Below are 16,450 nucleotides of genomic sequence, written 5' to 3'. Positions count from 1 at the left end.
CGGACATACAAATTCGTGATTCAAGGCAAACAGCTTGAGTTCAGGAAGTTTAGTTTAGGTTAATACAATTTATTCACATGACGGTCTTCGTCAGAGGAGTATCAGAATGATCAATGGCTTGCGTTTCGAGGGGCGGCGCTTCGAGCAGCAAGAGGTAGAAGGCGAGCAGTTTAGTGGCTGCAGCTTCGTTGGTTGCGATTTTTCCCGGTTGAATTTGAGTGAGTGTCGCTTCGTTGACTGTAGTTTTTATGATCGGGAACAGGAGCTCAGTTGTCAGCTGCAAGCATGTAATCTGCGTGAGGCGAGCTTCCTACGCTGTGATCTGACCCTAGCGAACTTGAGTCACAGCCAGTGCTTGGGGTTGGAAATGCGTGACTGTCAGGCAATGGGGATTAATTTCTCCCGTGCCAGCTTCGTCAACCAGATTACCCTTAGAAGTTACTTCTGCGACGCTTATTTGACCGGTAACAACTTTAATTACGCCAACTTCGAAGGTTGCTTGCTGGAAAAATGCGAGCTCAGTGGCAACCGGTGGAATGGAGCGAATTTGCAGAGAGCATCTTTGGCTGGATCTGATCTGAGTGATTCAGAGTTTGGACAAATAGAATGGACCAGCTTTAATCTGCAGGGGTGCGATCTGCGAAATAGTGATCTGTCTGGGTTGAATCCGCGACGAGTTAATCTAAACGGGGTAAAAATAAGTGAATATCAGCAGCCAGAGTTGCTGGAACAGCTAGGTATTATCGTCTTCCCCTGATCCCTCTGTCATTTCAGAGTTACCTTTCTAACCCACCATAAACCCGCCCCATTAAGGCCCCTCGGTACGCTGCGATAACGCAGTTTATCGAGGGGCCTTTTATGTTGCCTGATACCTATCCCATAGCGCTTGCCTGGTTGCTCCGTCCCGATGTGGAAGGGGGCGAGGTCAACCATCCGGCCGACCGTGGCGGCCATACCAAGTTCGGCATGGCCGATGTCGCCGACGGCAGGAAGGACGGCATGATCGACCTCGATCGGGATGGTCGGCCGGACATTGCCGTCGGGGATGCGACCCCTGCCCACGCCCAGTTGTTTTACCGCGCGAACTACTGGCTGCCCGCCCGTTGCGATCGGGTTGATAGCGTCTGCCCGCTGATTGCCATTGCCCTGTTCGACGGCGCCGTGCATCACGGCCCTGGTCGCTCGGTGCGCCAGTTGCAGCAGGCGCTCGGCGTCTTGGCCGATGGGGTGCTGGGCTCCCATACCTTGCGGGTGCTGGCCGCCAAGACCGGTCGAGATGGTGGTCGGGCCCTGCTGCTCACGCTGCTTGAGATCCGCGCCGGCTTCATGCTCGGCATCGTGCGCAAAGACCCGAGCCAGTGGGCCAATGCCCACGGCTGGAGCAACCGCCTGCTGCGCCTGCAGAGTTACCTGCTCTCGACCCGGTTCGGTGAGGGGGCGGCATGAGCAAACCCAGCCTCATCAACAAGCGCCGCCAAGCGTTGCAAGGGATCCAGGCCGCCGGGTATTTCGGCATCCCCGAACTCAAGAATCCCCGTTACCTTGCCTGCTTCAAGGATGGGCGCCGCGCCCATCTCAAGGCCGCCCTGGCCGGTGCGGATCTGGAGGCCATCCCGCTCTACAGCCATCACGCCACTCGCCAATCCCTGTACGAGCAGGGCTGGCGGTCGGTAGGGGAGCTGGATCGCCTGCGGGCCCGTGCCCGTCTTACCCCACCTCAACAGAAGGAAACCCATCATGCCTGATTCCCTGTTACCCCAAGCCAAGCCTGCGCTCAGGAGCCGCGCCGTCATCGGCGGCGTCATCGCCGTGGGGGCCGGTATCGCCGGCCTGTTCGGCGTGCCGGTCGATGTCGGTACCCAAACCAGCCTGGTCTCCACCGCCGTGGATCTGGCCAGTGCCATCGGCGGCCTGCTGGCCATCTGGGGCCGCCTCAAGGCGACCCACGTCATCAAGTAATCGGTTCGCAAGGAGACACCCTTGAGCGACCCCATAGACCGCGCCCAGCAGCTCGACGCCGAGCGGACCGGGCGCCTTATTGACGCCCACCGGGCAAGGCCCAAACCCCGTGGCGATGGCATCTGTTGCGATTGTGATGAGCCCATCCCGATTGCACGGCTGCATGCCGAACCCGATGCGCCGCGCTGCATCGAGTGCCAGACCCTATTCGAGCGCAAGGAGGCAATCCGTGTGGGATTTCATCGTTAAGGGGAACAGGAGGCCGCTGCTAGGCCCGATATTGCCGAACCAGACGAAGGGGGCCACCGATGTGGGAATTTATCGTTAAAAACTGGGGGCCCCTGTACGCCCTGGCCAGTCTGGTGGGGTTGATCGTCATCATCTTGCTCTCCAAGACCTACGCCAAGCGTGAAGATGTCACCGGCCTGGCCGCCAGGGTGGCCAGGGTCGAGCAGCAACTCTCGGATCTGCCGACCGAGAAGGAGCTGCACACCCTGCAACTGGAGATCAGCGAATTGCGTGGTGAGCTGCGGGCACTGGCGCCGGAACTGCGCCAGGCCCGCCGGCTCGCCGACCTGCTGCTGGAAAATGAACTCAAGGAGAGAACATGAGCATTCAAGGGATATTGGACGCCCAGCAACGCCTGGTGATCTTGCGATCCTTGCTCGATATCGGCGGGGCCGCCAACGAGTCGATCCTCAATGATTGCCTCGACCAGCTGGGTACCGGCCGGGTGTCCCGGGATCGGGTCAAGACCCTGCTGGCCTGGCTGGATGAGCAGGGGCTGGTGCGCATCGAGAAATTGGCCCAGGTGCAGGTGGCGCACCTGACCGGCCGGGGCCAGGACGTGGCTGAAGGGCGATCCAGCGTGCCGGGTGTCAAGAAGCCTCGGGCGGAGGATTGACCATGGCCGAGAAACCGACCCGGGGCCGCGCCAGCAAGGTGTGGCTGCTGCCCGAAGCTATCCGCAACGCCCTCAACGAGATGCTGCGCGACAAGGGCAACAGCCAGGCCGCCATCCTGGACGAGATCAATGGTCTTATCGAGGGCGCAGGGTTACCCGATGATCTCAAGCTCTCCCGCTCAGGGCTCAGCCGCCACGCCAGTCAGGTGGAGCAGGTGGGCCAGCACCTGCGCGACTTACGGGAGACCACGGCGGCGCTCACCTCCCAGCTCGGTGACAAGCCGATGGGAGAGACCACCAAGCTCATCCTGGAGCTCGGCCGTTCCCAGCTGTTCAAGGCGATGCTGGCCCAGGTGCAGAACCCGGAGGAGGCGGTGGATATCGACATGCTGAAAAACGCCATGTTGGCGGCCCAGCGGCTCGAATCCACCGCCATGCAATCGCATCGCCGGGAGAAAGAGATCCGCCAGGCCTTTGCCGAGGAAGTGGCCGCCAAGACCGAGGCCATCGTCACCCAGGCGGGCCTGAGCGGTGAGGCCGCCGCCGAGATACGCCGCGAAATCCTGGGGATTGTCTGATGACCACGATCGTACAGACCCCTATCGCACAGCAGTTGGCCCAGACCCTCGGTACTGAATACAGCCCCGACGAGGTGTTGCTGCCCTACCAGAAGATTTGGATAGCCGACGAGAGCCCGCTCAAGATCGCCGAGAAGAGCCGCCGCACCGGGATCACCTGGGCGGAGGCGGCCGACGCCGCCCTGACGGCCTCCAAGACCAAGACGGCCGGGGGCTGCCACCACTTCTATGTAGGCAGCAACAAGGAGATGGCGCGAGAGTTTATCGATGCCGTGGCCATGTGGGCCAAGGCGTACAACAAGGCAGCAGGCGAGATCCAGGAGGAGGTGTTCACCGACGACGAGGACAAGGCGATCCTCACCTTCGTGGTCTATTTCGCCTCGGGCTTCAAGGTGCAGGCGCTCTCCAGCAACCCCTCCAACCTGCGGGGGATGCAGGGCAATGTCACCATCGACGAGGCGGCGTTCCACGACCGGCTCGCCGAGGTGCTGAAAGCTGCGATGGCGCTGACTATGTGGGGGGCCAAGGTGCGGCTTATCAGCACCCACAACGGCGTGGACAACCTGTTTAACCAGCTCATCAACGACAGCCGTGCGGGCCGTAAAGAGTATTCCATCCACACCATCAGCCTGGACGACGCCTGCCGCCAAGGGCTCTATCGTCGCATCTGCCAGGTCAAGGGCACGCCCTGGACGCCGGAGGCCGAGGAGAGCTGGAAGGCCGGGCTGCTCAAGGCCACCGCCACCGAAGAGGATGCGCTGGAGGAGTATTTCTGCGTGCCCAAGCAGAGCAGCGGCGTCTATATCAAGCGCACCCTGATCGAGCGGGCCATGCAGCCGGAGATCCCCATCCTGCGCTTCACTTCCCCTGCGGACTTCGAGCTGCAAAGCGAGGAGACCCGCAAGGCGGTGGCGGAGATCTGGTGTGAGGAGAACCTCAAGCCCTGCCTGGAAGCGCTCGATCGCAATTGCCGTCATGTACTGGGGGAGGACTTCGCCCGCAAGGGGGATCTCTCGGTGTTTGTTCCGCTATCCATCGCGACCAGCCTGCGCAAGACCGTGCCCTTCGTGGTGGAGCTGGTCAATGCCCCCTATGAGACCCAGCGCCAAATCCTGTTCTACCTGCTGCAGGGGCTACACCGCTTCACGGCGGCCGCCTTCGATGCCACCGGTAACGGCGGTTATCTGGCAGAAGCTGCTCGGCTGCGCTGGGGCGCCAGCATGATCGAGTGCGTGATGCTCAATGACCCCTGGTACCGGGAGTGGATGCCCAAGCTCAAGGCCGAGTTCGAGGACGACAACCTGGTGATCCCGCGCCATGCAGACGTGCAGGACGACCTCGGCAAAATCCAGGTCATCAACGGGGTACCCAAGATCGACAAGGGCAAGAACACCGGCCAGGGCGGCCAGCAGCGTCACGGCGACTTTGCGGTGGCGCTGGCCATGGCAGTGCGGGCGAGTTGGATGGAAGGGGGCGCCATCGAGTTCACCCCCTTACCTGGTAAACACGATTCAGAGCGCAACGACGACTATCACCGATATGAAAGAGGGGGTTGGTAATGGCCGGACTCATCGACATTCATGGCAACTCGCTGCGCCTGCAGAAGGAGCCGCAGACCGAGAACGACGCCAAGCTGGCCCAACTGCGTCGTCACTACAGCGAGCATCCCACGGTGGGGCTCACCCCGGGCAAGGCTGCAGCAGCGCTGAAAGAAGCGGAGGAGGGGAGCCTCATCGCCCAGTGCGAGCTGGCCGAAGACATGGAGGAGAAGGACGCCCACCTGCAGAGCGAGCTCGGCAAACGGCGCCGGTCCCTGCTCGGGGTGAGCTGGACCATAGAGCCGCCCCGCAATGCGACCCCCGCCGAGCAGCGCGACTGCGAGATGATCCGCGAGCTGCTGGAGGACTTCACCTGGTTGGATGACGCCATCTTTGACGCCACCGATGCGGTGCTCAAGGGGTTCAGTGCCCAGGAGTTCAGCGGCTGGGAGATGGTGGAGGGGCTGCAGCTCCCCAAGGGCATCGTCTGGCGCGATCCCGCCTGGTTCCAGACCCACCCGGATGACTGGAACCAGTTGCGGCTGCGGGACGGTAGCAAGGAGGGGGCAGCCCTCAATCCGTTCGGCTGGGTCATGCACAAGGCCAAGTCGAAGTCGGGGTATCTCGCCCGCACCGGCCTTATCCGCACCCTGGTCTGGCCCTTCCTGTTCAAGAACTACAGCGTGCGGGATCTCGCCGAGTTTCTGGAGATCTATGGCCTGCCGGTGCGCCTGGGCAAATACCCGGAAGGGGCGACCGAGAAGGAGAAGGCGACCCTGCTGCAGGCGGTGCTCTCCATCGGCCATAACGCTGGCGGCATCATCCCCCGGGGGATGGAGATCGATTTCCAGAATGCGGCCAACGGTCAGGCCGATCCCTTTGTGGTGATGATGGACTGGTGTGAGCGCTCCATGAGCAAGGCCATCCTGGGGGGAACCTTGACCAGCCAGGCCGACGGCAAGAGCTCGACCCATGCGCTCGGCAACGTCCACAACGAGGTGCGCCAGGAGGTACGGGATGCAGACCTTCGCCAGCTCGCCGCGACCCTGACCCGGGATCTGGTCTATCCGCTGTTTGCCCTGAACGGCAAGAGCTTCCAGGGGCCGCGCCGCTGCCCGCGCCTGGAGTTTGACGTGACCGAGCCCGAGGACATGCGCGATCTGGCCTATCCGCTGCGGGCCCTGGTGGGCATGGGGATGCAGATCCCGGCCCAGTGGGTGCGGGACAAGCTGCAGATCCCGGCACCCAAGGAAGGGGAAGAGGTGCTGGTCATCGTCGACAAGCAGGCAGGGGCCGGGGAGGCGGCGCTCAAGGCGCAAGGGTTGGCGGCGCTGGCGGCAAAGTCCCCTGCCCGGGGTGATAACAACGATGCCCAGCTGGCCCGGCTGCAGGCCGAGGTGGCCCCTTTGCTCGCCGGCATGACCGATGCTGTCCAGGCACTGGTGATGCAGGCCACCACCCTGGAGGAGATCCGGGATGGCTTGCTGGCGCTGGAGCCCAACCTCAGTCATGACGAACTGGGGGCGCTGCTGGCCCAGGCCATTGCCGCCAGCGAACTGCTCGGCATGCTGGAGATGGAGGAGGGCAACTGATGCCCGTTCGTTACGGCAGTCTGCCGTTTGAGGAGGCGATCGCCTTCTTTCGCCAGAAGCTGAATATGCCGAGCGAGCGCTGGGCCGATGTGTGGCGGGACGCCCATAACCGCGCCTTTATGGTGGCGGGGGCGACCAAGACTGACTTGCTGGCCGACCTGCGCGGGGCGGTGGACAAGGCGATCAGCGAGGGGCAATCCCTCGGTGCATTCCAGAAAGCGTTCAAGGAAATCGTGGCTCGCCACGGTTGGGTGCATACCGGCCCGGCGTCGTGGCGCTCTCGCGTCATCTTCGAGACCAACCTGCGCCAGAGCTACAACGCCGGGCGTGATGACCAGATAGAGCGCATCAAGCACAAGCGCCCCTATGCGCTCTATCGCCACGGCGACTCCGAGCACCCCAGGGAGCTGCACCTCAAGTGGAACAACCTGGTGCTGCCGGTGGACCATCCCTGGTGGGAGACCCACAGCCCCAGCAACGGCTATGGCTGCAAGTGCAAGAAGTTCCTGCTCTCCGAGTCAGATCTCAAACGGCGGGGGCTGACGGTGGGCCAGGCACCGGATGACGGCAATTATGAGTGGGTGGACAAGGCGACCGGGGAGATACACCGGATCCCCCGTGGCATCGATCCGGGTTTCGATTACCGGCCAAAGACGCCCGCCGCCCTGACCGAGGCCGTGGCCAAGCGGGAGGCGGCGAAACCCGCGCTGGCCGAGCGCTTGCCGCAGCGGTTGGTGGAGAGCGCCTTTTCGACCGCCAAGGGGGTGACGGCGCAGGGGGTCAGCGATCTGCTGGCCCAGCTACCCGCACCCCAGCGTGAGCCCTTGGCGGCCTTCCTCAAGGCGCACCCGGTCAAGACCCTGTTTATCAAGCAGACCGAGATGGGCAAGGGGGCGGCAGGGCTCAAGGTTGCGCCGGCCATCGCCGAGTACCTGGGCACAGACCCTTACCTGGTTCGCTCCCTCTATTACACGCGCCGGGCCAGCGCGACCAACGGCTTTACGGCCAAAAGCTGGGGCCATCTGGTTATCAAAGTGAAGGCGGGTGATACACTCAAAGCAGTGGACATGCAGGCGGTGCAAGCGGCGGCGGCCGAGGTGGTCACCGATGCCCATGCCAACACCGGGCCCCGTCACTGGTTGCCAAGGGGGACCAGTGGCGAGACCTTGCGCCGTCACTGGAGCATCTCCGCCAACGTCGGCGGCAAGCAGGGGGAATCAGCCCAGCGGCTCTCAACCTGGTTGCACGAACTCGGTCACCAGGTTCACTTCTGGGCCGGGGAGCCTGACCTGACGGGGGTGGGACTGCTGACGGAGTATGCCGGCAAGACCAGGATGGAAGCCGCCGCCGAGGCATTTGCCGCCTGGGTCTTGGCGAGGGATGCCATGGTGACGCATTTCCCCGAACTGGCCAAACGAGTGGAGGCCATGCTGGCCCAGGCCACGACCGCCAGCCGCAAAGGAGAGAAAGGATGACCCTGTTGGAACAAGCCAGCGCCCTGCTGGCAGAAGATGGCCCCTTTACCCTGGCACAGGCCAAGGCGCTGGATGCCTTGTGCGAACAAGCCGAAGGTGAAGAGGCAGAACTGTTGGGGGATCTCTGGGCCGCCGCCATGGCTGCGGCTGATGAAGAGGCCATGCACTTTATGACCACCTTCGAGGATGACGCCTGATGGCGGGCAGCTTTATCGCCATCAGCCACCACGGGGTGGCCGATGCCCATGAGCTGCTGGCCAGGCTCTATCAGCGCACCGGCGACTTGAGCGAGCCCCTGGCGGATATCGGCGAGGGACTGCTGCTGTCGCACCGAGATCGCTGGGATGCGCAGGAGACCCCGGAAGGAGATCCCTGGGCCCCGCTCTCGGACAAGTACCGCGCCCGCAAGCCGCGCCATGCCGACGAGGTGCTGCGCCTGAACGACGATCTGCGCGACACCCTCAACTATCAGGCCGATCCCCAGGCCCTCTACTTCGGCACCCCGCTGGAATACGGCGCCGCTCACCAGTTCGGCCGCCCCGAGATCAACCTGCCTGAGCGCCCCTATCTGGGGCTGTCGGAAACAGACCAGCAGAGCGTACTGGAGACGCTGGAAGGCTATCTGACGGCGGACGCGCCCTAAGCCTCTGAGTGCGTTTACGGGGGCAGGGCCGGTGCGATGGCATGGCCCGTCCGCTCTTGGCCCAGCAAAACGGTGTTTAAACACCCTTAAACAGTACCGGCACCCCCTGCTGTTGCAGTAACCCACCATAAACCCCACCCCTCTCTCTCCTCCCTGACACTGGCACCAGTGATTTTTGCTATGTCCAGCCGGAGTAAGAGTGATGCCCCCATCTGCGATTGCCGTGGCCATCTTGAATGCCAGACCCACTACCCTGGGGCTGGCCGTGCTCGATGCGGTGCTTGGCCCGAGCGACGACGGTTGGCACCAGTTACTGCCGGTGGGCCCGTTCAAGGCCAGGGATGGCCGCCCCTTCGATGTGCCTGGTGGCCACTGGCAGCTCGACAAGACCATCGCCACTACCCTGATCAACCGGGCCAAGGCGCTCGGTCAAGACATCCTCATCGACTACGACCACCAAACCCTCAAGGTGGATCAGAACGGCCAGCCCGCTCCGGCGGCCGGGTGGTACAACGGCGACGAAATCGAGTGGCGCGAGGGGGAGGGACTCTTTATCAAACCCCGCTGGACCGAGCGGGCCGCCGCCCTGGTCGCTGCCAAAGAGTATCGCTTCCTCTCTGCCGTATTCCCCTATGACGCCCAGGGCCGCCCCCTGGAGCTGCGCATGACCGCCATCACCAACGATCCCGGGGTGGTGGGTATGCAGGCGCTGGCGGCCTTGAGTGCTCAACCGATCCAACCCGGCCAGCCGGCCACCCTCACCAAGGAGAACTCCATGAATGAACTGCTGAAAAAGCTGCTGGCCAAGCTCGGCATCGAGCTGACCGGTGACCCGACCGACGAGCAACTGCAGAAGGCGCTTACCGAGCTCGACAGCCTGCAGGCCAGCGCCAAGAAGGCGCCGGAGCTGGAGGCCGCGCTCTCGGCCGAGAAGACCGCTCTGGCCGCGCTCAAGGCGCAGACGACCTCAGTACAACAAGGAGCCCAGGTTGACCTGGCGCAATACGTGCCGGTGGCGACCTATAACGCCCTGGTCACCCAGGTGGCGGCCCTGACCGCCCAGGTGGACACCACCGATGCCGCGACCCTCATCAAGGAGGCCCGCACCGCAGGCAAGGTGGTGGCGGCCGAAGAGGAGTACCTGACCGCCTATGCCGCCCAGAAGGGGGTGGCCGCCCTCAAGGCCCTGCTGGAGCCGCGCCCGGCCATCGCCGCGCTCACGGCGAGCCAGACCGCTGCCGTCACCCTGCCGGAGAAGAAGGGGGAGGCCGTGCTCTCGGCCGAGGACAAGTACGCCGCCGACCAGCTCGGCATCAGCCACGAGGACTTTGCCAAGGCCAAGGCCTGAGCAAGCCCCGTTTCACGCGAAGGCAGTTCCGTTTAACCAGAGAAGGAATAGACCATGGCCATGATTACACCCGCGCTGCTGCAGTCCCTCTTCACCGGCTTCAAGAAGAACTTTGAGGACGCCAAGAGCGAGGCGCCGACCCAGTACACCAAGATCGCCACCGTGATCAAATCGACCACCAAGTCCAACACCTATGGCTGGCTCGGCAAGTTCCCGAGCTTGCGCAAGTGGGTCGGGGATCGGGTGATCGAGTCGATGAAGACCCACGGTTACCAGATCGTCAACGAGGACTTCGAAGCCACCGTGGCCGTCGATCGCAACGATATCGCGGACGACGAGCTGGGCATCTATGCCCCGCTGTTCGCCGAGATGGGGCGCTCGGCCGGGGTACATCCCGACGAGCTCTGTTTCGGTTTGCTGGGAGCCGGTTTCACCACACCCTGCTACGACGCCCAGTATTTCTTCGATACCGATCACCCGGTCTATCCCAAGGTCGATGGCACCGGCACCCCGGCGCTGGTGGCCAACCTGGTGGTGGATGGCGCCTATACCGGCGAGCCCTGGTTCCTGCTCGATACCAGCCGCGCCCTCAAGCCGATCATCTTCCAGGATCGCAAGTCCCCCGAGCTCATCGCCATGACCAAGATCGACGACGAGGCGGTGTTCACCCGCAAGGAGTTCCGCTACGGGGTGGACTGCCGCGACGCCGCCGGCTTTGGCTTCTGGCAGCTGGCGTTCGCCAACAAGCGGGCGCTGACCCCCGACAACCTGTGGGATGCCTACAGCCGGATGCGGGAGTTCCAGGCGGACGGCGGCCGCAAGCTTGGTATCAAGCCGACCCTGCTGGTGGTGCCGCCCGCCCTGGAGAAGTTGGCGACCAAGATGCTGGAGCGCGAGCTGGAAAGCAGCTCCAGCAACGAGCTCAAGGGCAAGCTGGAACTGGTGGTGGCGGACTACCTGTAAGCGCTGTTTAACGGCAGGGTTAAACGAGCGAGTGTGGGCGTTTAACCCCCGTTTAAACCGGATCCTGGATTGAACGAGACAGAGGGAAACATGAGATGGAACACGAGATGGAACAGGCTATTCGAGTTGGCATCACATCGACGGTTCGTCAGGTCTATTATCGCGCGGCCCTGGCGATTGCACCTGGTAAGTCTGAGCTGGCTGTGTCGCCTGTGCAGTGCGAGACCCTGGAGGCCGATCCGCGCCTGGTGGTCACCCGCCTGGGTGAAGACGTCGCCCTCGCGTCGGCTGATGCACCGCAGACGAACGGGGATCTGGACGCAGCAGTGGGCGGCCTGAGCCCGGCCCCTGATGCGGCAGAGCCTGCGGCCGCACCCGCCAGCAGCAAGAGCAAAGGCAAATGAGCTACGCCAGCGTCAGCGATATGGTGACCCGCTTTGGCGAGGCGGAGCTGTTGCGCCTCGCTATGACCCCGGCCGGCGAGCTGGATGACGCGGCGATCACCGTCGCCCTGCAGGACGCCAGCGCCCTGATCGATGGCTACCTGGCGGGACGCTACCCGCTGCCGCTGGCCCATGTGCCGAGCGCCCTGGTGCCCATCTGCGCCGATATCGCCCGCCACCGCCTCTATGGCGAGCAGGCGCCGGAGCAGATCGCCAAGCGCTATGAGGCGGCCCTGGCCTTCCTCAAATCGGTGGGCAAGGGAGAGCTGGCGCTGGGCCTCGCGGCAGACGGCGAGCAGGTGGAGAGCCAGAACCTGGCCCAGCTGCAGTCCGATGGCCGGATCTTTGGCCGGGGAACTGGGGGCTTCCTATGAGTGCCCCCACGCCTGAACTCGACTACCTGGCGGCGGGGGAGCGGCTGCGCGAGCTGCTGCTGCCCTTGAAAGGGCAAGGGCTCAAGGAGGTGTTTGTGGCCACCGACCTGGAGGCGGTGGCCAACCTGGGGCAGCACACCCCGGCCATTCATGTAATTTACCAGGGAGAGCGAGAGAACGAGAGCAGCCAAAGCGGGCGGCAAAGCGCGTTTGACCAGGTTTGGCTGCTGGTGTTGGTGCATAGGGCCACCCCCAAGGAGGCCAGCGCCGGGGTGTGGCTGGGGCGCATGTTGCAGGCCGTGGCCGGTCGGGCCTGCGGTGACAGTACCTTTCGGCGTGAAAGCGCACCGGTCAAGCCGAGCTACAAGGGTGGGGTGGTCTATCTGCCCCTCGCCTTCAAGACGACAGTGAAATTCAAGGGAGAACGGTCATGAGCGAAACACTGCACCTGGAAGGGGATCTCTATATCGAGACCTTCACCAACAACGTCTCGAACGGGGTGATTGGCCCGGTGGACGTCAACAGCCTGGAAGTCAAACCGGACAGCGAGAAGATCAGTATCCCGAGCAAGCGCAAGCACAAGCTGGGTCAGGCCCGGGAAAGCTACTTCGTGCCCAAGCCTGCCACGGTCAACATCAAGACCAGCGAGATCCCGCCGGTGCTGCTGGCCGCCGCCTTTATGGGGCTGGAGAGCCCCATCAACCAGGGGGCGGGGACGCTGACCGAGGTGCCGGTGACCCTGCTGGCGCACCCCAAGTGGGTGAGCCTGGGCAAAACCAACCTCTCGGCCACCGGCCTGGTGGTGACGGAAGGGGCCACGCCGCTGGTGCTCGGTACCGACTTCGAGATCAACTATGCCCTGGGGCTGCTGCGGGCCACCAAGACAGGCGCGGTGGCAGACGGTGGGCCCGTGACCGTCAGCGCCAGCTATAACGCCGTCACCGGCACCCGCATTGCCGGCAACGTGCAGCCGGAGGTGAAGGCGAAGCTCACCCTGGATGGGCGCAGTGTGATCGGTGGGGAGTCCATTATCCTGACAGTGCCCCGCGCCAGTCTGGCCCCCAAGAAGGCGGTGGACTTCCTGAGCGACAAGCCCATCGAGATCGAACTGGAGGGGGAGCTGCTGGCCCTGGACGGCGAAGATGCGCCTTTCTATGTGGATCGGCCGGAGACGGCGTAAGGGTTGGGGAATAAGCAGCGGCGGGGGGGCCGCCGCTTTGCTTTTCCTTGGACGTCAGATTACCCGACATTCCGCACCTGATTTAGGAATAAATTTGCCGATAGCGCTCACCCAATACCTCCAAAATGATCTGCTGGTCTCCTGTTAGCTCCGTTACTTGTGGCGGAGCTTCTCCCAGTCGATATTCATGGATGCCACCAAAGCGCAAAAAGATCCAACGGGCCGTCGGCTGCTGGGTCGGTTTCTTTTTCATATCCGCCACACTGCGATTCTGCTCCACTAATCCCTGCCGGATCCGGTGCTCCAACGCTGCGTAAATCATCAGGCTACAGGTCATCACCATGAGCAACGCTTCAATCCGCTCCGGCTTTTTCAGGTACAGTGAGGAGGTTAAAAACTCCGGGCTCTTGAGAAAACGAAAGCCCCGTTCGACATTCTGCTGCGCTTTATAGGTGGCCAAAAGTTCGGCCATGGTCAGCGTATCGCTGTGGTCATTGGTCGCCAGGATGAACACCCCGGTCTGGTTGCGGGCCTCTTCAACACAAGCCAGGCTAGTTGCCGCCAACCCAGTGATTTGAAACTGATGGCCAATTGGCTCTTCGCCACGCTTGGGTCTGCCACGTCCTGTATAAACGGGTTCACCTACCACTTCGGCATCCAGTTGCAGCAGCATCAAGCTGGCGGTAAAACAGCTCAACTCAGCTTGGGCATCCGCCTCACAAGCAAAGCGTCGGGCACACAATTTGGCGAAGGCTTTGAGCTCGCGGGTACTGTCTTTGAGCAGGTTTTTGGCCAATGTCTGCTGCTCGCGGTGGCTGGCTTGTTCGCTGCGCACCAGCAACCAACGTTGCGCGACCCCGGCATAATTCGCGTGTTGCCAACGGCCATGATAGCCATTGCCCAGAGCGGTCAGCGGTTGTGCACCTATGGTTGCCACGGCCTGCTTTGCCTCATTGAGAGTGACGGGCACCCGGGTCACAAATAGTTGCTGCTGTTGCGCCAGTAATTGCAAGGTATCGGCGCAGTACAGTGCGGCATCGCCGACCAGATAACGGCACTCCTGCGCGGCCTTGAGACTGCTCAAATGGCGACGAACGGTCTGGGCAAAGGCTTTGGTGTCATTACTATTGCCGCTCAGGGCCTGCATATAGACAGGTAGGCCAGCCTGATTTTCACAGATGAGCTCAAGGATCACTTGATTCAGCTCTGGCCGGTGATCACGACTATAACCACGCACCAGTTGCAGCTTACCGACCAGATCCCCATCGGCACAGTCATAGGCGCCATCGACGTGGAAGCTGGTAATATCGAGGTGCACTGCGGTGCTTTTGAGCCCCAGCCGCTCGACAACTTGCGCCGCCATCACCTGATACAAGGCGCTGACATCGGCCTCAAAGAGGGCATCGAGACAGCGACCGAGCACATCATCATTGAGGTCATCAGCACAGATCCCGGGGCCAATCAGGCGCTCAACCGGCTTGTTAGCGAAGAATTGCGGGAACATGTGCAGGGTGCTGCTGTGAAAGCCGAGGCCGTTCACTATCATGGCGACCAAGGCTTCACCATGTGAGACCTTGAAAGGCGGGGTTTTGGGGAGCAAGGCATCGATCATGCGGGCAATGCCCAGTTCCTGGCAGAGTGCGGCGACCAAACCAAGGTGATCGAGGTTACGGATCGAGATAGCGGGTGCGGCCATGATGATCTACCTGCAAAAGAGAGTAATAGATCAGAACGGCCGATCGCCGTCAAGCACTGAAAATAGCAAAATCAGGTGCGGAATGACGGATTACGCTTCGCTAATCGAATCTACGAACTACTATACGCAGATATGAAGAGCAAAGGGGAAAGCTTAAATAACAGGAATTACCAACCCTGACTCTCGGATTAACGCATCTATTAATTTTAATAATTTAGATGTGTCATAACTACCATTTCTCAGCATATCCTCGGACTGATCGTAGAAATGCTTTGAGTAGGACTCTTTGAAATCCAATACACCATGCCATGCTTCGATATCTTTTTTGAAGTTACTCCATGTAATTTGAGCTGGGGGGTATTGATCTAAATGAAGGTCAAGATAGCACTCAATTGCTGCTGCCCGCCCATTGATATCAGAGGTGTTAATACCTTCAGGCCCGAGAGTTTTAAAATCTCTTAATTCCTCAAGGTCAGGCAGTAGCATTGCTCTCATGTTGGATGGAAGGTTCAACCTCTCAAGCTTACGAAAAGCATCAACACCCTCTGCATCGTTATCGAAAACAAATAACACCTGATTAAGAACTTCTATTCGTAAAAGTCCCTCTGCGAATTTCACAAGGTTACCAGTTCCCCAGAAGGGATGGCTCTCATCGACATCTATGAAATTGAAAAAATCAGCTACGTCAGGGCGTAGGACATCAAGTACTCGTCGAATAATGCGCGCGTCTGATGAACCTTCAGTAGCGATCAGAACCTTTTGCTTTTGTATCGCTCCAGCTCGGAATGCTTCGCGTTCGACCCAGCCCGCGTAGACAATATGACCAAAAGCCCATCTAACCTCAACGTCTGTATTCGCTTCATTTAGGGCAAAGATCTGCAGCATAGATTCCGCGCTGAGAATGCAAACATTCGCAGAAAGGTAACTGGCTTCAGACCAATAAAGATTTGAGTTCTCATTCCAAGGAATGCGATCAAACAAGTCGATGTCATCGGCAAAACGCCCCTGAGAGATTATGTCTCGGGATGGCATATTGTGATTGACATAATCATCATTTAACTCGGCTAGCGGATAACGACATGCCAAGTTGCAGAATTCTTCAAAAGTGAGATGTTTTTTAACAGAATTTGCCGCATCACAAATATCTGATATTTCTTCTGCATATGAGACTACTGATTGATATTCAGTGCGTGCATTCTCAAGCGTATAACCTAGTAAATTAAGTCTAGGTATAACGCGAGACAATTTTCTAGCAAAAATCTCCTCTGCTTCACCAAGGTCCGGTTCTTCTTCTGGATGCTCTTCATCATCTCCGTAGTTTATTACTTCTGATTTATCACGTCTTAGATCACCATTCTGAAATAAAAATCCATAATCTTTCCCCATGCTATTTTTAGAATATGATAGGGAGACGTTTCCAAGGCGTAGCTCTATCGAAGTTCCCATTTAATTTCCCTTCTCATTATGAATGTTATTGTTGCGGATTAAAGTGGGCGGTAATTGTACTGCTAAATAGCGATGAGATAGGAGATGGGGCTAATCCGATAGTATAGTCTTTCATATAATTCCACCTCACCTTAATCATTACCACGAAAATAAGCTTTAAATCATTGCACTACCAAATTATCTCTAAAGCATTACATATTCGCCTAGCTCCCTCTGACTGTGAAAGCTGAGGTGAAACTGCCACTCGGTCATATTAATTGCTTGTGGGCTAAGGGGAAAGAGTGAGATGAGTTATTCATGAACAACATCAA

General features: G+C 60.4%; 21 protein-coding genes. 19 read left to right on the top strand and 2 right to left on the bottom strand.

Annotated features, from left to right (window positions below; genetic code table 11):
* Window positions 1-106: 106 nt before the first annotated feature.
* The 19 genes from ACPW75_RS24525 (at window position 107) to ACPW75_RS24435 (ending at window position 12,997) form a co-directional block, all read left to right on the top strand.
* Entirely contained in the window at window positions 107-757 is a 651-nt protein-coding gene (locus tag ACPW75_RS24525; RefSeq protein ID WP_130627553.1) for a Qnr family pentapeptide repeat protein, read from the top strand.
* Window positions 758-858: 101 nt separating this feature from the next.
* A complete protein-coding gene (locus tag ACPW75_RS24520) occupies window positions 859-1,446 on the top strand; it encodes a glycoside hydrolase family 108 protein (RefSeq protein ID WP_130627554.1) in 588 nt (195 codons plus the stop codon).
* Window positions 1,443-1,745: a hypothetical protein gene (locus ACPW75_RS24515; protein WP_069652688.1), complete on the top strand. Its 303-nt coding sequence runs from the start codon at window positions 1,443-1,445 to the stop codon at window positions 1,743-1,745. Before ACPW75_RS24520 ends, ACPW75_RS24515 begins: the two co-directional genes overlap by 4 nt.
* Window positions 1,738-1,959, top strand: a complete 222-nt coding sequence (locus ACPW75_RS24510) for a hypothetical protein (RefSeq protein WP_043133770.1) — start codon at window positions 1,738-1,740, stop codon at window positions 1,957-1,959. Before ACPW75_RS24515 ends, ACPW75_RS24510 begins: the two co-directional genes overlap by 8 nt.
* A 21-nt stretch (window positions 1,960-1,980) precedes the next feature.
* Window positions 1,981-2,208: a TraR/DksA C4-type zinc finger protein gene (locus ACPW75_RS24505; RefSeq protein WP_042074576.1), complete on the top strand. Its 228-nt coding sequence runs from the start codon at window positions 1,981-1,983 to the stop codon at window positions 2,206-2,208.
* Window positions 2,209-2,267: 59 nt separating this feature from the next.
* Complete coding sequence (locus ACPW75_RS24500) at window positions 2,268-2,570, top strand: DUF2730 family protein (protein ID WP_128296927.1); 303 nt, start codon at window positions 2,268-2,270, stop codon at window positions 2,568-2,570.
* Complete coding sequence (locus ACPW75_RS24495) at window positions 2,567-2,863, top strand: hypothetical protein (RefSeq protein WP_010674005.1); 297 nt, start codon at window positions 2,567-2,569, stop codon at window positions 2,861-2,863. Before ACPW75_RS24500 ends, ACPW75_RS24495 begins: the two co-directional genes overlap by 4 nt.
* 2 nt (window positions 2,864-2,865) lie before the next feature.
* The gene (locus tag ACPW75_RS24490) at window positions 2,866-3,441 is read left to right on the top strand and encodes a DUF3486 family protein (protein ID WP_130627555.1); all 576 of its coding nucleotides are present in this window, start codon (window positions 2,866-2,868) and stop codon (window positions 3,439-3,441) included.
* Window positions 3,441-5,000 carry a terminase large subunit domain-containing protein gene (locus ACPW75_RS24485; RefSeq protein WP_210538336.1) on the top strand — a complete coding sequence of 520 codons (1,560 nt, stop codon included), beginning with the start codon at window positions 3,441-3,443 and terminating at the stop codon, window positions 4,998-5,000. Before ACPW75_RS24490 ends, ACPW75_RS24485 begins: the two co-directional genes overlap by 1 nt.
* The gene (locus ACPW75_RS24480; protein ID WP_210538337.1) at window positions 5,000-6,571 is read left to right on the top strand and encodes a DUF935 domain-containing protein; all 1,572 of its coding nucleotides are present in this window, start codon (window positions 5,000-5,002) and stop codon (window positions 6,569-6,571) included. The genes ACPW75_RS24485 and ACPW75_RS24480 overlap by 1 nt, the downstream gene beginning before the upstream one ends.
* Window positions 6,571-8,046: a phage minor head protein gene (locus ACPW75_RS24475; protein ID WP_210538338.1), complete on the top strand. Its 1,476-nt coding sequence runs from the start codon at window positions 6,571-6,573 to the stop codon at window positions 8,044-8,046. Before ACPW75_RS24480 ends, ACPW75_RS24475 begins: the two co-directional genes overlap by 1 nt.
* Entirely contained in the window at window positions 8,043-8,243 is a 201-nt protein-coding gene (locus tag ACPW75_RS24470) for a hypothetical protein (RefSeq protein WP_210538339.1), read from the top strand. Before ACPW75_RS24475 ends, ACPW75_RS24470 begins: the two co-directional genes overlap by 4 nt.
* Window positions 8,243-8,689 (top strand): phage virion morphogenesis protein, encoded by a 447-nt coding sequence (locus tag ACPW75_RS24465; protein ID WP_210538340.1) that lies wholly within the window; start codon window positions 8,243-8,245, stop codon window positions 8,687-8,689. Before ACPW75_RS24470 ends, ACPW75_RS24465 begins: the two co-directional genes overlap by 1 nt.
* Before the next feature lie 202 nt (window positions 8,690-8,891).
* On the top strand, window positions 8,892-10,037 hold the full coding sequence (locus ACPW75_RS24460) for a phage protease (RefSeq protein ID WP_210538341.1): 1,146 nt from the start codon (window positions 8,892-8,894) through the stop codon (window positions 10,035-10,037).
* A 54-nt stretch (window positions 10,038-10,091) separates the two neighbouring features.
* Entirely contained in the window at window positions 10,092-11,000 is a 909-nt protein-coding gene (locus ACPW75_RS24455) for a Mu-like prophage major head subunit gpT family protein (protein WP_202014440.1), read from the top strand.
* A gap of 95 nt (window positions 11,001-11,095) precedes the next feature.
* Complete coding sequence (locus tag ACPW75_RS24450; RefSeq protein ID WP_210538342.1) at window positions 11,096-11,404, top strand: HI1506-related protein; 309 nt, start codon at window positions 11,096-11,098, stop codon at window positions 11,402-11,404.
* Window positions 11,401-11,817: a gp436 family protein gene (locus tag ACPW75_RS24445; protein WP_210538343.1), complete on the top strand. Its 417-nt coding sequence runs from the start codon at window positions 11,401-11,403 to the stop codon at window positions 11,815-11,817. The genes ACPW75_RS24450 and ACPW75_RS24445 overlap by 4 nt, the downstream gene beginning before the upstream one ends.
* On the top strand, window positions 11,814-12,251 hold the full coding sequence (locus ACPW75_RS24440; protein ID WP_210538344.1) for a phage tail terminator protein: 438 nt from the start codon (window positions 11,814-11,816) through the stop codon (window positions 12,249-12,251). Before ACPW75_RS24445 ends, ACPW75_RS24440 begins: the two co-directional genes overlap by 4 nt.
* Window positions 12,248-12,997 (top strand): hypothetical protein, encoded by a 750-nt coding sequence (locus ACPW75_RS24435; RefSeq protein ID WP_210538345.1) that lies wholly within the window; start codon window positions 12,248-12,250, stop codon window positions 12,995-12,997. Before ACPW75_RS24440 ends, ACPW75_RS24435 begins: the two co-directional genes overlap by 4 nt.
* Window positions 12,998-13,079: 82 nt before the next feature.
* Here the strand turns inward: ACPW75_RS24435 and ACPW75_RS24430 are convergent, their stop codons facing one another.
* A complete protein-coding gene (locus ACPW75_RS24430) occupies window positions 13,080-14,693 on the bottom strand; it encodes an IS1634-like element ISAs25 family transposase (RefSeq protein ID WP_010674210.1) in 1,614 nt (537 codons plus the stop codon).
* Between the two features lie 153 nt (window positions 14,694-14,846).
* On the bottom strand, window positions 14,847-16,139 hold the full coding sequence (locus tag ACPW75_RS24425) for a HEPN/Toprim-associated domain-containing protein (RefSeq protein WP_210538346.1): 1,293 nt from the start codon (window positions 16,137-16,139) through the stop codon (window positions 14,847-14,849).
* Window positions 16,140-16,450 lie beyond the last annotated feature (311 nt).

It is taken from the genome of Aeromonas sp. FL131, from assembly GCF_049860615.1.
In the GTDB taxonomy this organism is placed as follows: domain Bacteria; phylum Pseudomonadota; class Gammaproteobacteria; order Enterobacterales; family Aeromonadaceae; genus Aeromonas; species Aeromonas hydrophila.
This window is presented reverse-complemented; position numbering and strand designations above follow the sequence as displayed.

Coding starts and splice junctions, on each gene's coding strand:
- ACPW75_RS24525 (WP_130627553.1), top strand. CDS start 107: ATGATCAATGGCTTGCGTTTCGAGGGGCGGCGCTTCGAGCAGCAAGAG.
- ACPW75_RS24520 (WP_130627554.1), top strand. CDS start 859: ATGTTGCCTGATACCTATCCCATAGCGCTTGCCTGGTTGCTCCGTCCC.
- ACPW75_RS24515 (WP_069652688.1), top strand. CDS start 1,443: ATGAGCAAACCCAGCCTCATCAACAAGCGCCGCCAAGCGTTGCAAGGG.
- ACPW75_RS24510 (WP_043133770.1), top strand. CDS start 1,738: ATGCCTGATTCCCTGTTACCCCAAGCCAAGCCTGCGCTCAGGAGCCGC.
- ACPW75_RS24500 (WP_128296927.1), top strand. CDS start 2,268: ATGTGGGAATTTATCGTTAAAAACTGGGGGCCCCTGTACGCCCTGGCC.
- ACPW75_RS24495 (WP_010674005.1), top strand. CDS start 2,567: ATGAGCATTCAAGGGATATTGGACGCCCAGCAACGCCTGGTGATCTTG.
- ACPW75_RS24490 (WP_130627555.1), top strand. CDS start 2,866: ATGGCCGAGAAACCGACCCGGGGCCGCGCCAGCAAGGTGTGGCTGCTG.
- ACPW75_RS24485 (WP_210538336.1), top strand. CDS start 3,441: ATGACCACGATCGTACAGACCCCTATCGCACAGCAGTTGGCCCAGACC.
- ACPW75_RS24480 (WP_210538337.1), top strand. CDS start 5,000: ATGGCCGGACTCATCGACATTCATGGCAACTCGCTGCGCCTGCAGAAG.
- ACPW75_RS24475 (WP_210538338.1), top strand. CDS start 6,571: ATGCCCGTTCGTTACGGCAGTCTGCCGTTTGAGGAGGCGATCGCCTTC.
- ACPW75_RS24470 (WP_210538339.1), top strand. CDS start 8,043: ATGACCCTGTTGGAACAAGCCAGCGCCCTGCTGGCAGAAGATGGCCCC.
- ACPW75_RS24465 (WP_210538340.1), top strand. CDS start 8,243: ATGGCGGGCAGCTTTATCGCCATCAGCCACCACGGGGTGGCCGATGCC.
- ACPW75_RS24460 (WP_210538341.1), top strand. CDS start 8,892: ATGCCCCCATCTGCGATTGCCGTGGCCATCTTGAATGCCAGACCCACT.
- ACPW75_RS24455 (WP_202014440.1), top strand. CDS start 10,092: ATGGCCATGATTACACCCGCGCTGCTGCAGTCCCTCTTCACCGGCTTC.
- ACPW75_RS24450 (WP_210538342.1), top strand. CDS start 11,096: ATGGAACACGAGATGGAACAGGCTATTCGAGTTGGCATCACATCGACG.
- ACPW75_RS24445 (WP_210538343.1), top strand. CDS start 11,401: ATGAGCTACGCCAGCGTCAGCGATATGGTGACCCGCTTTGGCGAGGCG.
- ACPW75_RS24440 (WP_210538344.1), top strand. CDS start 11,814: ATGAGTGCCCCCACGCCTGAACTCGACTACCTGGCGGCGGGGGAGCGG.
- ACPW75_RS24435 (WP_210538345.1), top strand. CDS start 12,248: ATGAGCGAAACACTGCACCTGGAAGGGGATCTCTATATCGAGACCTTC.
- ACPW75_RS24430 (WP_010674210.1), bottom strand. CDS start 14,693: ATGGCCGCACCCGCTATCTCGATCCGTAACCTCGATCACCTTGGTTTG.
- ACPW75_RS24425 (WP_210538346.1), bottom strand. CDS start 16,139: ATGGGAACTTCGATAGAGCTACGCCTTGGAAACGTCTCCCTATCATAT.